The sequence below is a fragment of the Pseudomonas sp. LB3P14 genome, from assembly GCF_054898045.1.
Window position 1 is genome coordinate 2,448,383 of the sequence record NZ_CM142714.1, and the last position, 12,578, is coordinate 2,460,960.

At 57.4% G+C, this 12,578-nt stretch carries 11 protein-coding genes and 3 pseudogenes; 10 read left to right on the forward strand and 4 right to left on the reverse strand.

Annotation, left to right across the window (positions count from 1 at the left end; translation table 11 throughout):
* Positions 1-119: 119 nt before the first annotated feature.
* Positions 120-716 carry an eCIS core domain-containing protein gene (locus tag ACYZT5_RS11265; protein WP_462051167.1) on the reverse strand — a complete coding sequence of 199 codons (597 nt, stop codon included), beginning with the start codon at positions 714-716 and terminating at the stop codon, positions 120-122.
* A gap of 635 nt (positions 717-1,351) precedes the next feature.
* Between ACYZT5_RS11265 and ACYZT5_RS11270 the strand changes: the two genes are divergently transcribed.
* Complete coding sequence (locus tag ACYZT5_RS11270; RefSeq protein ID WP_462051168.1) at positions 1,352-1,513, forward strand: DUF2986 domain-containing protein; 162 nt, start codon at positions 1,352-1,354, stop codon at positions 1,511-1,513.
* A gap of 33 nt (positions 1,514-1,546) precedes the next feature.
* On the opposite strand, the gene ACYZT5_RS11275 is transcribed toward ACYZT5_RS11270, so the two are convergent.
* Positions 1,547-2,416, reverse strand: coding sequence for a LysR substrate-binding domain-containing protein (locus ACYZT5_RS11275; RefSeq protein WP_462051169.1), 870 nt, complete (start codon positions 2,414-2,416; stop codon positions 1,547-1,549).
* Positions 2,417-2,515: 99 nt separating this feature from the next.
* Here ACYZT5_RS11275 and ACYZT5_RS11280 point away from each other — a divergent pair, with 99 nt between their 5' ends.
* Together ACYZT5_RS11280 and ACYZT5_RS11285 are read left to right on the forward strand one after the other, a co-directional pair.
* Positions 2,516-3,451, forward strand: coding sequence for a DMT family transporter (locus tag ACYZT5_RS11280; protein WP_462051170.1), 936 nt, complete (start codon positions 2,516-2,518; stop codon positions 3,449-3,451).
* A 461-nt stretch (positions 3,452-3,912) separates the two neighbouring features.
* The gene (locus ACYZT5_RS11285) at positions 3,913-4,653 is read left to right on the forward strand and encodes a Mut7-C RNAse domain-containing protein (RefSeq protein WP_462051171.1); all 741 of its coding nucleotides are present in this window, start codon (positions 3,913-3,915) and stop codon (positions 4,651-4,653) included.
* Between the two features lie 43 nt (positions 4,654-4,696).
* On the opposite strand, the gene ACYZT5_RS11290 is transcribed toward ACYZT5_RS11285, so the two are convergent.
* Positions 4,697-4,912, reverse strand: coding sequence for a hypothetical protein (locus ACYZT5_RS11290; RefSeq protein ID WP_462051172.1), 216 nt, complete (start codon positions 4,910-4,912; stop codon positions 4,697-4,699).
* Between the two features lie 340 nt (positions 4,913-5,252).
* On the opposite strand from ACYZT5_RS11290, the gene ACYZT5_RS11295 reads away from it, so the two are divergent.
* Entirely contained in the window at positions 5,253-5,735 is a 483-nt protein-coding gene (locus ACYZT5_RS11295) for a GNAT family N-acetyltransferase (protein ID WP_462051173.1), read from the forward strand.
* A 273-nt stretch (positions 5,736-6,008) separates the two neighbouring features.
* Here the strand turns inward: ACYZT5_RS11295 and ACYZT5_RS11300 are convergent.
* A pseudogene (locus ACYZT5_RS11300) lies at positions 6,009-6,137 on the reverse strand (DNA-binding response regulator); the annotation flags it as partial.
* Between the two features lie 3 nt (positions 6,138-6,140).
* On the opposite strand from ACYZT5_RS11300, the pseudogene ACYZT5_RS11305 reads away from it, so the two are divergent.
* The 6 genes and pseudogenes from ACYZT5_RS11305 to ACYZT5_RS11330 form a co-directional block, all read left to right on the forward strand.
* Positions 6,141-6,494, forward strand: a pseudogene (locus tag ACYZT5_RS11305) (MBL fold metallo-hydrolase); the annotation flags it as partial.
* Between the two features lie 374 nt (positions 6,495-6,868).
* Complete coding sequence (locus ACYZT5_RS11310) at positions 6,869-7,699, forward strand: alpha/beta fold hydrolase (protein WP_462051174.1); 831 nt, start codon at positions 6,869-6,871, stop codon at positions 7,697-7,699.
* A 305-nt stretch (positions 7,700-8,004) separates the two neighbouring features.
* Positions 8,005-8,439 (forward strand): VOC family protein, encoded by a 435-nt coding sequence (locus ACYZT5_RS11315; protein ID WP_462051175.1) that lies wholly within the window; start codon positions 8,005-8,007, stop codon positions 8,437-8,439.
* A 142-nt stretch (positions 8,440-8,581) separates the two neighbouring features.
* On the forward strand, positions 8,582-9,061 hold the full coding sequence (locus ACYZT5_RS11320; protein ID WP_462051176.1) for a hypothetical protein: 480 nt from the start codon (positions 8,582-8,584) through the stop codon (positions 9,059-9,061).
* A gap of 12 nt (positions 9,062-9,073) precedes the next feature.
* Positions 9,074-9,229: pseudogene (locus ACYZT5_RS11325) on the forward strand (GNAT family N-acetyltransferase); the annotation flags it as partial.
* A 337-nt stretch (positions 9,230-9,566) separates the two neighbouring features.
* Positions 9,567-12,485, forward strand: coding sequence for a multicopper oxidase domain-containing protein (locus ACYZT5_RS11330; RefSeq protein ID WP_462051177.1), 2,919 nt, complete (start codon positions 9,567-9,569; stop codon positions 12,483-12,485).
* The last annotated feature ends 93 nt before the right edge of the window (positions 12,486-12,578 follow it).

Here is a 12,578-nt window from a genome sequence, read left to right on the forward strand (position 1 = left end):
CGACCCATAGCGGCCCTCCGTGAGGGGCAGAAACCGGCCAGAAGCAGTCACTCAAAACCGCGAAGCTTTGCTGCTGTGAGGGCGCTGCTGAACATGCCCCGTGACTGATCCATTACCCTTCAGTAAGCCCCTTCCCGCACCAACCGTCTGACCTCAGCCTGTATGGCATAAGCCGGCGCCTCCACAGCATTGAAATCTTGTGTATACCGCTGGGCGAATCCTTCTACCCCCCATTCCTGATACTGCTGCACATGCTTTAATTCGTGAGCCCAGAGCGCGATGTTCTGTTCTGCGGTTTGAGCGTCCCGGAAGAGGATAATGTCGATCAGCGTCACGGCACCGACATCGGGGTTTTGCAGCATGGCAGTGGCGGCGTTGAATTGGCCGTTGTCGCTAACTTTGTAGTGCGCGGTATCGAGGACGCTGGGGTCGTACCAGCGCAGCAGTTGCTCCCGGATGTGCGGTGGAATGGGTTGGATGCCGGCGTTGGCTGCTTCAGCGCGGGCTTGGGTCAGCCACAGCGCCAGGGCAGGTGCCGCGATCTGGTAGATGCCATCAGGCAGGGGGCCGAGCAGCTGTCCCACGTCTGGCAGGCAGATGCAGTCGTCCAGGCACACTTGTTTCTCGCCAGCTGGGCAGGCGTTGGTCTGGGCTGGCACTTCAAGAGTCAGGCAAAGAACAAACAGCGCCAGCAGGCGCGTGGTGATGGGCGGCATTGGGCGCTCCAAGGACGGACGCAGCGCGAACAGTGGGTCACAATTGATCGACGACCCGCATAGCTTTAGCGTAGTCCCGAACTAAGCGCCCCCAAGATAATCGGAGGAAGCGACAGACTACCTTTCCTGCGAATCGGTACGTGTCAAGGCACCTGTCGCCTTGGCTTTACGGTTGTTAGCCCGTTGCTCCCTTAATTTCAGGTCTGCTGACTAACCAAGCACTGGCAGATTTTACGTAGCAACGCAGACTTCAAAACGGTGCCTGCGTTTTTACACAGCCTGGGCCAGAAGCGGGCGCTGCTGGTATCGGGAACTCAACAACCTAGCCACTGCCCCCGATTCACGCTTACCATACTCCCAACTCGTATTGCCGCGGCTGCTGAACCCGGTACTCACGAGGCGCGCACCACCCGCCAACTGTTGGATCAAGAGTGACAAACCTCCTGTTCGTCTGCAGTCGTAACCAATGGCGTAGTCCCACGGCGGAAGCGATCTGGATATTCCCGACGACTTTCGCTACATGGATCCTGAGCGGGTGGACATGCTTGAAGACGCAGTGAAGCCCTATCTCACTACCTAGGTTTCGTGCGCAAACCTCTGCCATCATTCAAGGACTTACAAGCCGAGTAGAAAATATGAATCGTCGTAAAAAAATAAAGCAGTTATTAAAGGCTCACGCAAAAAAGGCCAGTGCCAAATTGGCACCGCCAAGTAAGTCTAAATACATTAGTAAAGCTGACCGATTGAAACTAGCTGCTGAACCCAGTCTAGACTCAACCAATGCCCCAGAGAGCTGATCAAAGCGGTCGCTCGCTACTGATTCTGACGCGTTAACGCTCAAAGCCATGGCCGATCAATCCCACCAACACCTCCCCTGCCTCACTCAACTCCCCCGGGGCCAACATCAGTCGTAATTCATGCACGGGCAGCTCAGGAAACCCGTCAGCAACAGTCAGCACGCGCATGCCTTGACGCACGTGGGCACGGTCGACGATGCCAATGGCCAATCCGGCCTCAATGGCGGTTTCCAATGCGGTGACCCCGGCGCTCATGATGACCGCCCGCCAGCGACGACCTTGCTGGGTCAGCGCGTCAACAGCCACGCTTCGATACGGGCAACCCTTGCCGTGCAATGCAAGGGGGACCGGTTTGGTGAGGTCCTGTATGTAGTCGTGAGCGGCAACCCAGACGGGTTGGGTGATGCCGAAGGTCTTTATGCAACGCATCTGCGGCGCAGCAACATCAACCAGCGCCACTAACAGTGCCATATCCAGCTGCCCACGCTGAAGGCGGGTGTTCAAGCGGCCACTGGCACCGGTTTCTACCTCCAGTTCTATGTAAGGAAAATCCGCCGTCAAGTGCGGCAGCGTACAACCCAGTACCGCGCCGGCGTACTCCTCGGAAATGCCCAGTCGGACTCGACCACTGGCCACCGGCGCGGTAAAGCTGGCAAGCAGCCGGTCGTGGAGCCGTAACAGTTCGGCGCTTTGCAGCGCAAAGCGACGGCCCAGTGGAGTCAGGCTCACTGTCTGATTATCGCGCTCCAACAAGCGTCCCCCTGCCAATGCTTCCAGGCGACGAACATGCAGACTGACCGCCGATGGGCTTTTGTTCAAAAAGCTTGCAGCAGCCAGGAATTGCCCAAAGCGCACAATCGCATGAAAAGTTCGCAGCAGTTCAATATCAAGCGCTTCGGCCATGGTTTATAAATCCTGCATCAATGGTGCTGATCGTATCGTTTGATTGCATCAGCGTATTATTCATACCATCGAATTCAGCCCCCTGTCAGGTGCCATTCGATGAACGTAATACAAACTCGCTTATCACTTTTGACTAGCGGCGTGTTGCTGTTGGCCATGGTCGTCAGCTGGAGCTCTGGTTTCATCGGTTACCGCTATGTGGCCGATCAGGGAAGCGTCTATCTGGCCTCTTTATGGCGCTTCATCCTGGCGGCGGCTGTGTTGCTGCCCTTCGCTTGGGCGGGTTTGCGTGAATTGCGCGGCAGTGATGTAGCCCATCAAGGACTGCTGGGGTTGTTCGCGATTGGCGGTTACATCGGACCGATCGCCGGAGCCATTCAACTGGGTGTCGCGCCGGGCACTGCCTCGCTCATCGCCAATCTATTGCCACTGACGATTGTGGTGTTGGCAGGTAGCGTGCCCGGGCAGCGCACGCGCGGCTGGCAGTGGGTGGGCCTGGCGCTGTGTCTGACCGGCATGCTGGTGGCCAGCGGTGCTAGCGTCGAATGGGATGCCGCTGACCTCTGGGTTTACAGCTTGCCACTGCTGGCAGTCCTCTCCCTGGCGGCGGCCACGCTGTACCAGAAAGCTTCGCCCGGTGCTTCGATGCCGGCCCCGACCGCGCTGTTCATTCAGGTATGTGCAGTGATCCCGGTGTTTACGGTGCTGGCCTGCCTCGAAGGGCAAATACGGCCGCCGACCAGCGCAGGCTTTGCAGGGGGCGTTTTGTGGCTAGTGGTCTTCGCGACCTTGGGTGGCTATGGATTTTATTGGCTGTGCCTGCAACGTTTCAGCATTCAACGCATCAGTGGTGCACTTTTTCTGACACCACCGGTGACCATGATGTGGGCATGGCTGCAGTTCGGCGACCCGTTGACCGTCAGTGCAATAGTCGGCGTCGGATTGACCCTGCTGGGATTGCTATTGCTGGGGATGAGCCCAGTGGACGGGCTTCGTTCCAGCAAGGCCAGCCGGCGCGAAAGTTGCTCTTTATAAAACACGGGTGGCGTGCGCCGACGATTAATGAACGTCTTGAGTCCATCTCAGACTTCAAAGCGGTGCCTGCGTTTTTACACAGCCTGGGTCGATAGCTGCCGGTCATGTAGCGCGACTAATGGCCAAAAAGCTGGCTTGCTCGGCCTAATGTGAACTGCCTGAACAGCATCAACACGAGTACAACCACACATTGCGGCTCCCAGCTCGGTGATGGACTCGTTTTCTGGTGTATCCGCGCACCATGCCGTTCTATCCGGTCGCCCTCCCAATATTACGATTTTGATGAATGCCCAGCCTGCTGGGTAGCAAATGACGCGGATAACAATTTCAAGCAGTACATCCAGCAGCGAAGCTCCATGGCATAGTCAATTTCAACATTATTACGATCGTAGTTTGGGACCTGCCGGAGAAGATGTCCGGACTAGACTCGCTCATCCTGCAGCCCTGCCATACTGTTCAGCATGACCAGTGCAACCTTCCGCTTCTACGAGGAGCTCAACGATTTCCTGCCGGCCGAACGGCGGCGGCAGTCATTCACCTGCGAGTGCGCGCGAGGGGCGACGGTCAAGCACATGATCGAGGCGCTCGGGATACCGCACACGGAGGTCGAGCTGGTGCTGCTCAACGGCGAGTCGGTGGGCTTCGAGCGGATGATTTTCGACGGTGACCGGCTGGCGGTCTATCCCAAGTTCGAAGCGCTGGACATCAGCCCGCTGCTCAAGGTTCGTGCGCAACCTTTACGGGTGCTGCGCTTTGTCGCTGATGCGCACCTTGGCGGGCTGGCCAGCCTGCTGCGCATGAGCGGCTTCGACACCCTCTACGACAATGGCTTCGAGGATGGCGAGATCGCCGAGATCGCTGCGCAGCAAGGACGCATCGTGCTAACCCGCGACCGCGAACTGCTCAAGCGGCGGATCATCAGCCACGGCTGTTACGTGCATGCCCTGAAACCGTCGCTGCAGCTGCGCGAATTGTACGAACGCCTCGACCTGGCGCGTAGTGCGCGGCCATTCAGCCTGTGCCTTCATTGCAACCTGCCGCTGCACGAGATCAGCCCGGAACTGGCCCGGCCGCAGGTGCCGCCACGCGTTGGCGCCCTCTATTCGCACTTCCTGCGCTGCGACGCCTGCCAACGGGTTTACTGGGAGGGTTCGCACTGGCGCGGCATGTGTGCACTGCTGGCACCTCTGCTGGACCGATAGCCGGGCACATCGGGCCGGCTGCGTTGGGCCCGCCGGCGGCCGGTCACGCTAATTTGATGGCACCGCCCTGGATGTCGTCGCGCGCCAATCGCAAGTCATTGGCGTCCTGATTGAGCCGGTGAATCAGGTTGAGCAACCGCTGGCGCAACAACTCGTCCTCGAGCTGCTCAGCTGCGCGCATTACATCCAGCGCCGCGACCTCGTTGTTGGTAGCGACTGAGTCGAGCAACTTGCGCATGCTTCGTGATGGCCGATTCATCTCTAACACCTTCGGTTTCCGTGAAGCGGATCATACGGCCCGAATGTTTCGCCAGTGTTTCAGTTGCAAAGAGCCGGTTTTGCGCCACCGGCGCCGGCTGAATTACCGCTTGAACGTCCGAAACCACCGGTTCCAGATACTGTTTTCTCAACGATCTGTACGGGTGGAAAGATGCTGTCCACGATTTTGTGGATCCACTGAATGATTACGTTGTGTCATTGCCGCCTCATGGTGACAGGCAGAAATAGGCCAAAAGCAGCCATTGGAATATCCTCCCTGCCATGAGACAAAGACTGGGAGCCCTGCGAACCACCCACACAATCAAGGAGAGTTGCACATCATGGACGAAGCCATTACTTACCGAATCGCAACGGTAGAAGACGCATTTAGCATTTGTGAGTTGGGACAATTACTTAACGCGGTGCACCACGCTGCCCGTCCCGATATTTACGCGGCTGCCACCCAAGACTTTTCGCGCGACCTTCCTCACTGGTCAGGTCTTTTCGAGAAACCGGGTCAGGTTGTATTCATCGCGAATGTCGGTCACCAGGCCGCAGCCTTCATTACTGCCAGCCTGTCGGCAAGCTCTGGGCCGCTGATGCAACCGCTGAATGTTGTTCGCATCGGATCGGTATGTGTTGCCGAGCAATTTTGGGGGAAAGGTATTGGACGTAGGCTTATTCAACTCGTTAAAAACTGGGCAATCGAAAATGACGCCCAGGACTTGAGGTTGTCTGTCTGGCCGTTCAATGCACGTGCTGCTCGCATGTACACAGAGTTCGGGTTTGAGACTCGTGCTTTCGAGATGGGCATGCGTCTGTAAAGGCGATTCCCCTAAAGGTGAAAAGAGGTTCGAGGGACTTCTGCGGGATCATTCGTGATTGACAGCAATCGGCCCAAGCTGTGTGAAAACGTTTTAGAGCAGGTTTTACGGCCAAAACCAGAACGAAAATCGCGTTCCTACGCAAATTTCCAGTCTGCTGATTAACCAAACGCTGGCAGATTTTACGTAGCAACGCAGACTTCAAAACGGTGCCTGCGTTTTCACACAGCCTGGGCCAGAAGCGGCCGTTCACTGGCAACCGGCTTCCCCACCCAACTGGCTTTGGAACTCAAGACCACTATTACCTTGCAGTCGCACATCAAGGACTAAACAGCTTGCACAATCTGCCTTTGGTTGTTGAAGAAATTCCCTAGTCGATGCGAACGTCTCGACGCGTATGCCAGCTCAGACGCGTTCGATTGGGCGCTAAACGTACTCGTAGTGCGTAGCGCCGACAAAGTCATCCTCGTCGACGCTGGACTGGGAGCGCAGTTCCCCGGCTTTCCGCGGGCCGGGCAGTTCCCAAAGCGACTGAAGGCCGCCGGTATCGAACTTGCGTCCGTGACCGACGTGGTTATTACTCACATGCACATGGACCATATTGGCGGGCTGCTTGTCGATGAGGTGAGGAACCAGCTGCGTCCAGACGTGCGTATCCACGTTTCGGCCACTGAGGTCGCGTTCTGGGAGTCGCCCGATTTTTCCCTCACCTCCATGCCGTCGCCGGTGCCGGACGTTCTGCGGGCAACCGCCAACCAGGGCCGGGTGGCAGTGGATGGTGACACCTTTCGCTGGGTAGCGGGTTTCTGGGACTACTGATTGCTTGTTGGGTTTGCGCCTCCGTCCAATCTCCCCTTGCTTTGGCTGTTGGCGACGAATGGGACGAGGAGGTGACGCGGTGAAACCTCATGAGCTTCGAGATACCACCCCTGAGCAACAAAATATGATCGAAGAGGCCGCCAATGAAAGGCTCCAATCGGGAGACAGATCTGCAGCGTCGGGCCATATTGACAAGTTCAGCAGTAGTGGCCGCAAGTTTGATGGTACCGCTTTCCAGCTTTTCCGAGTTGACGCAGGCCGCTAATAAGTACCCTGCAACCCAACACAAACCAGATCACGTGGGGATGCACGCCATGAATTCCATTACGACCAAAGACGGCACCGAGATTTTCTACAAGGATTGGGGTCCGAAAGACGCGACGCCCATCGTGTTTCACCACGGCTGGCCATTGAGCGCGGACGACTGGGACAACCAGATGATGTTTTTCTTGCTCAAAGGCTACCGGGTGATCGCGCACGACCGCCGTGGTCACGGGCGCTCGACCCAAACTTGGGTGGGCAACGAAATGGACACCTATACCGCTGACGTCATAGAGCTGACCGATGCGCTCGACCTTAGAGGTGCGATCCATGTTGGCCATTCGACCGGTGGTGGTGAAGTAGCGCGCTACGCCGCTCGAGCCAAACCGGGACGCGTTGCCAAGGCCGTACTGATCAGCGCGGTTCCCCCAATCATGGTTAAGTCCGAGAGTAACCCCGGCGGTTTACCTCTGGAAGTGTTCGACGGGTTCCGTTCGGCACTGGTCGCCAGTCGCGCGCAGTTTTACGTGGACGTGCCGTCGGGGCCGTTCTACGGTTTCAATCGACCCGGGGCCAAGGTTTCACAAGGCGTAATCGACAACTGGTGGCGTCAAGGCATGATGGGCGGTGCAAAAGCTCATTACGACTGCATCAAAGCGTTTTCCGAGACCGACTTCACCGAAGATCTAAAGGCGATTCAGGTGCCAACACTGGTCATGCATGGAGAGGATGATCAGATTGTGCCGTTTGCCGACTCTGCGCCGCTTTCGGCCAAACTATTGAAGCATTCCACTCTCAAGACGTACCCGGGCTTTCCTCACGGCATGCCGACTACCAACGCGGATCAGATCAACGCCGATTTGTTGGCGTTCATTCGCGGTTGAGCACTAACGTCGTGACGGCGGTCTGATCGCCGTCGCGGCGTCTGAAATGGTCGGCGTTGGATTGATCTTGGATCAACGATCATCACAAAAAGATAAATGTAAAATCCGTATTCAAACCTGAACACTTTCCCCCGGCAGAATCGGCAACGTATTCGAGCGCTTTATCCAAGGTGAACATCGAGGCCAAGGAGTCGCCAAGGGCAGCTCTCGGGTAGGCTGTTTCCTCGGTATAATCATCCGCCCGGCTCGATCCAGACGCCAATTCCCCCAAATACGCGACACCGTTGAACGAGGGACCGAAGGACATGACAGTCAAGCGAATGGACAACGTCCTGATAGTTGTCGACGATCTCGAAGCGGTGAAGGCGTTCTTTATCGAGTTGGGCCTCGAGCTTGAGGGCCAAACCACGGTTGAAGGGCCTTCTGTCGGGAGCCTCATAGGGCTTGGAGATGTCCGAGCCACCCTCGCGATGCTGCGGACTCCCGATGGGCAGGGAATTGAACTGGACAAATTCCACACGCCAAACGCAGTCAGGTTTGGGCCCGTGGACGCGCCAGTGAACGCTTTGGGTCTTCGTCGCATCATGTTTGCCGTCGATGACATCGATGCTGTCGTTGCGCGGGTGCAGGCCCATGGCGCAGAACTCATTGGCCAGATGCAGTACGAGAAATCGTACCGGCTCGCCTATATTCGTGGGCCTGAGGGCATCATCGTCGGGCTTGCCGAGCAACTCGGCTAAGGGCGGGCGGCTCGCTCGCGCGCACGACAATCACCGCGTAGGCAGGCAGCCGCCCAACCTCTTGTATGCCGGCTTTCCGGCCGTCTGGCGAGCCGGAACGAAGTTCACCTTTGGGTCATTGCAGCCCTTGTGGGACTGGATAATGACAAGGATTAAGTCTGCCACCCTCGCGCTGACGTTGCTCTTCGCACTTTCAAACGGAGTGTCCGCTGAAACACCATCACATCGGGACGCTCAAACGTTCGTCAACCAAGCACAGATAGGTCGAAACCTCCCCGGTATTGCACTATTTGTCGCGAAGCAGACGGTGACCTTTGCGACGATCGCCGCCAAGCTGGGACGTGCGGATGCGTCTACAGCGGTATCGAACGAGATCAAGGCTTTGCTGCCCAAGTACCAGCCCAAGTGGGATGAAAACATCGCGCAAGCTTTTGAAAAATTATTCTCTCAAGAGGAATTGTCTTCGCTCGCATCTGAAGGTCGAGCATCAAAGTACGCGCCGAAAGTCAGAGAGCAACAAGACAAAATTGGTATGGAGATGGAGTCGAGTTCCAAACCAATCCTGACCGACCTGGTCTCCGAAGCCCTCAACGCGACGTGGTCCAAGTACCCCTCGGAATAGGGCTTTTCCCCCCTGGCGATCCTTCACTTTCTAGCTCAGCGTCAGATGTACGTGGCGACAATCGACAATCATGTCGTTGCGACGGCAGTCTTGATCGGGACCGTCCGAAGCGTATTCGTCGACCCGCCTTATCAAGGGACACGCATAGGGCGACTGCTAATGGCCACGCCCGCAAAAGTGTTATGGCGGCCACAAGCGGCCATCGATACATTCAGAAAGTGGCGACTTCTCTTAGCCCGCCCGCCCCCACACAATCGCACCCTGTAGTGGGGGATTTTCCCCGTCATCGGGGCTTTCATCCTGGCTTCTCATACGCCTGCTTAAAGCCAGCAGACAAGGGGAACGCGGCGTAGAGCCATTAGTCACCACCTGTCACTTTTGGCGGGAAATTTGCATCGTTCTCATCCCGGCTCGAAATCAAACGTTTCGCCATCTGGGCTAGAAGCAGGGGCTCGTTGCTCATGTATTGCCACGCGTTCCGAGGAACCAGTCAGAGGTGTTTGCGATGAAACTAGATACCGGAAGGTTGAAACCTAGTCCATTGTCCAAAACCAGGCTGGCGCTGAGTATCTCTGCTGCCGCGATCATGTTGGGGCTGGGCTTGTCCCAGACCCAGGCAGTCCCCCTCGACAACACCGATCCACCGCCTCCTACCGACCCATCGGCGCTCACCAATCAGCCCGCCGACCCCAAAGCCGCATTGAGGGACTTGCTCAAGCAGCCTCCCGCAAACGTCGGGGCCTTCGACTTACCCAACGGAGTGGGCGGTGACCGCAAGACCCCCTTGGTCGACAATGTGCTGCCACCCGATCTGCAAACCAGCTTCAATATCCCCACTAACGGAAATGCCAGCCCGGTGTTCGGGGCTAAACCGTTCACACAGAAGCTTGAACTTTTCGAGGAGTTCGGCTCGAACAAACTGGATGCGACCGACCCGCCATCACCCGTTCCGTTTCCGGTTCCGACGCTGGGCCCCGCACCGGCGCAAGATCCATTGAAGGTGGCGCGTAGCGGCCCGTCGCCGGCTGCGCTGGATGCCTTTCTCAAGCAGCCAGCATTGACGCCCTTCCCGACAGAGTTCTCCAATGTACTGGACCGCAACCCCTGGAAGGCGCAGATCGAGGATTTCCTCAATCGCCGAGTCGATTCGCCCGCAGAAGGCCGGCCACCGGGAAAAGGCTGGTCGCACCAACGTTTCAATGAGTTTTTCCCGCGCAACGCCTTCAAGACTGTGCAAGCAGGCGCGCACGTCAACAGCGGCTTACGTGATCGTATGCAACGGCATAACTACGCCGTGGGGGAATTTGCGCCAGGCGGGCTCTATCACAACACCAGCGGCGACCCGGTCAACGAGGGCACAACCAAGGGCATTGCAGTGCAGTTTCACCCAAACTTCCCTGTCCAGGACCATAATGCGTTGTGGACATTCGACGGCACCTTTCCGCCCAAACTGCTTCAAGTACGCTATGGCCAAGCGATGCTGATGCGTCATTACGATGCCTTGCCCATTGACCCATCGGCCAACCGGGGCTTTGGCCTGCACACCATCACCACCCATGAACATAACGGCCACTCGCCCGCGGAAAGCGACGGCTTTGCCAACGCGTTCTTCTTCCCGGGCCAGTACTACGACTATCGCTGGCCGATCCAGTTGGCCGGTTACGACAGCATCAATACCAAGGCCGAGGACGCACGGGCAGCGTTCCCGTGCGACCCCGGTGAAAAGCTTTTCGTCAACGACGCCAACCCCGGCTTCAAGACCTGCAACAACGGCACCATCAAGATCCGTGGTGACTGGCGCGAAACCATGAGCACCCACTGGTTCCACGACCACATGCTCGATTTCACCGCGCAGAATGTCTACAAGGGCAATGCTACGATGATGAACTACTACAGCGCCGTGGACCGTGGCAATGAGTCGGTCGACGACGGGGTCAACCTGCGCTTGCCCAGCGGTTCGGGGCTGGGGTGGGGTAACCGCGACTATGACATCAACTTGACGATCGCCGACAAGGCCTGGGACCAAGCCGGCCAGTTGTGGTTCAACCCCTTCAACACCGACGGTTTTCTCGGTGACCAGGTGCTGAGCAACTGGGATTACAAGCCCTTCCTGGACGTACGTGCCCGCCGCTACCGTTTCCGCATTCTCAACGGATCGGTTTCTCGCTACTTCAAGCTGGCGGTGGTGCGTCAGGTCAATGGTAATGGTGGCGAGTTTCCTGGCCCGAAAAGCTCCGGGGTTTCATATAATCGGGTGCCGTTCCACATGATTGCCAACGACGGCAACATCATGGAGCACGCGGTGCCGTTCGATGGCAGCCTGGACCTCGATGGCGACGGCGACACACAGGACCACAATGCCATACTGCCGATACTGGGCATTTCCGAACGCTATGACATCGTCGTCGACTTCGCGAAAAACGGCATCAAGCTGGGCGACAAGATTTTCTTCGTCAACATCGAGGAGCATGAAAACGGCAAGCTTCCCAAACGTGACATTCCATTGGCGGATGTACTCTCCGAGAAGTACCTGCCCGTTGTCAGGCAAACCAGCCACGGGCCACAGTGGGACGAGGGTGACCCGGGCGTGGGCGTGTTCATGCAACTGAACATCAAGCCTTACACCGGCCAGGATGTCAGCATGAATCCGGTCGACTTCGAGCCCGCCAAGCCTGGCAAGCCCGAGGGCAAGTTCATGATCCCCCTGCCCTTGCACCGTGATGACCCTGCCGATATCGCCCGGCTTGCCCAAGCGCGGCACCGCACCTTTATCTTTGGCCGCTCCAACGGCACAGATTTTAAGCCCTGGACGATCAAGACCGATGGCGGCGAAGGCTTCAACATGGACCCGCGCCGGATTTCAGCCGCGCCACAACTGGCCACTGGCCCGACACCGGCAGGGTTCAAGGGTGAAGGCACGCTGGAAGTCTGGAAGATCCAGAACGGCGGCAATGGCTGGAGTCACCCGGTGCATGTGCACTTCGAGGAAGGGATCATTCTCAGTCGAGGTGGCAAAACACCACCAGAATGGGAAAAAGGGGCGCGCAAAGATATCTACAATATAGGCCGCCATCCTGAGAGCCTCGACAATGTCGAAATGGCCATACGCATCCGTGAGTTTGCCGGTACCTACATGGAGCACTGCCACAACACACAGCATGAGGACACGTCGATGTTGCTGCGCTGGGACTCTGAGCACCCGGGCCAGATTCAATTGATGCCCACACCATTGCCTAGCTGGGACGGCGTGAAATTCGTGAACTCGGTTGCGTTACCAACATTCCGTACGGGAGATGGCGTCGGGCCACAGGTCAAGGCCAACAATGACCAAGAAAATAGCAGTGGCAGTGGCAGCGGCAGTGGCAGTGGCAGCGGCAGTGGCAGCGGCAGTGGCAGCGGAGGCAAAGGCAAAGGCAACGGCTAGCGTCGCCTATCAAACGGCTAGTTATGTCGTCAGCAAACGCAAAAAACGCTTACATGACCGTTTCAATCCAAAGCCGCCTATCATCACAGTCGG

What these genes read in the sequence shown, in the direction of transcription:
- ACYZT5_RS11265 (WP_462051167.1), bottom strand. Translation starts at nt 716, where the DNA reads ATGCCGCCCATCACCACGCGCCTGCTGGCGCTGTTTGTTCTTTGCCTG.
- ACYZT5_RS11270 (WP_462051168.1), top strand. Translation starts at nt 1,352, where the DNA reads ATGAATCGTCGTAAAAAAATAAAGCAGTTATTAAAGGCTCACGCAAAA.
- ACYZT5_RS11275 (WP_462051169.1), bottom strand. Translation starts at nt 2,416, where the DNA reads ATGGCCGAAGCGCTTGATATTGAACTGCTGCGAACTTTTCATGCGATT.
- ACYZT5_RS11280 (WP_462051170.1), top strand. Translation starts at nt 2,516, where the DNA reads ATGAACGTAATACAAACTCGCTTATCACTTTTGACTAGCGGCGTGTTG.
- ACYZT5_RS11285 (WP_462051171.1), top strand. Translation starts at nt 3,913, where the DNA reads ATGACCAGTGCAACCTTCCGCTTCTACGAGGAGCTCAACGATTTCCTG.
- ACYZT5_RS11290 (WP_462051172.1), bottom strand. Translation starts at nt 4,912, where the DNA reads ATGAATCGGCCATCACGAAGCATGCGCAAGTTGCTCGACTCAGTCGCT.
- ACYZT5_RS11295 (WP_462051173.1), top strand. Translation starts at nt 5,253, where the DNA reads ATGGACGAAGCCATTACTTACCGAATCGCAACGGTAGAAGACGCATTT.
- ACYZT5_RS11310 (WP_462051174.1), top strand. Translation starts at nt 6,869, where the DNA reads ATGAATTCCATTACGACCAAAGACGGCACCGAGATTTTCTACAAGGAT.
- ACYZT5_RS11315 (WP_462051175.1), top strand. Translation starts at nt 8,005, where the DNA reads ATGACAGTCAAGCGAATGGACAACGTCCTGATAGTTGTCGACGATCTC.
- ACYZT5_RS11320 (WP_462051176.1), top strand. Translation starts at nt 8,582, where the DNA reads ATGACAAGGATTAAGTCTGCCACCCTCGCGCTGACGTTGCTCTTCGCA.
- ACYZT5_RS11330 (WP_462051177.1), top strand. Translation starts at nt 9,567, where the DNA reads ATGAAACTAGATACCGGAAGGTTGAAACCTAGTCCATTGTCCAAAACC.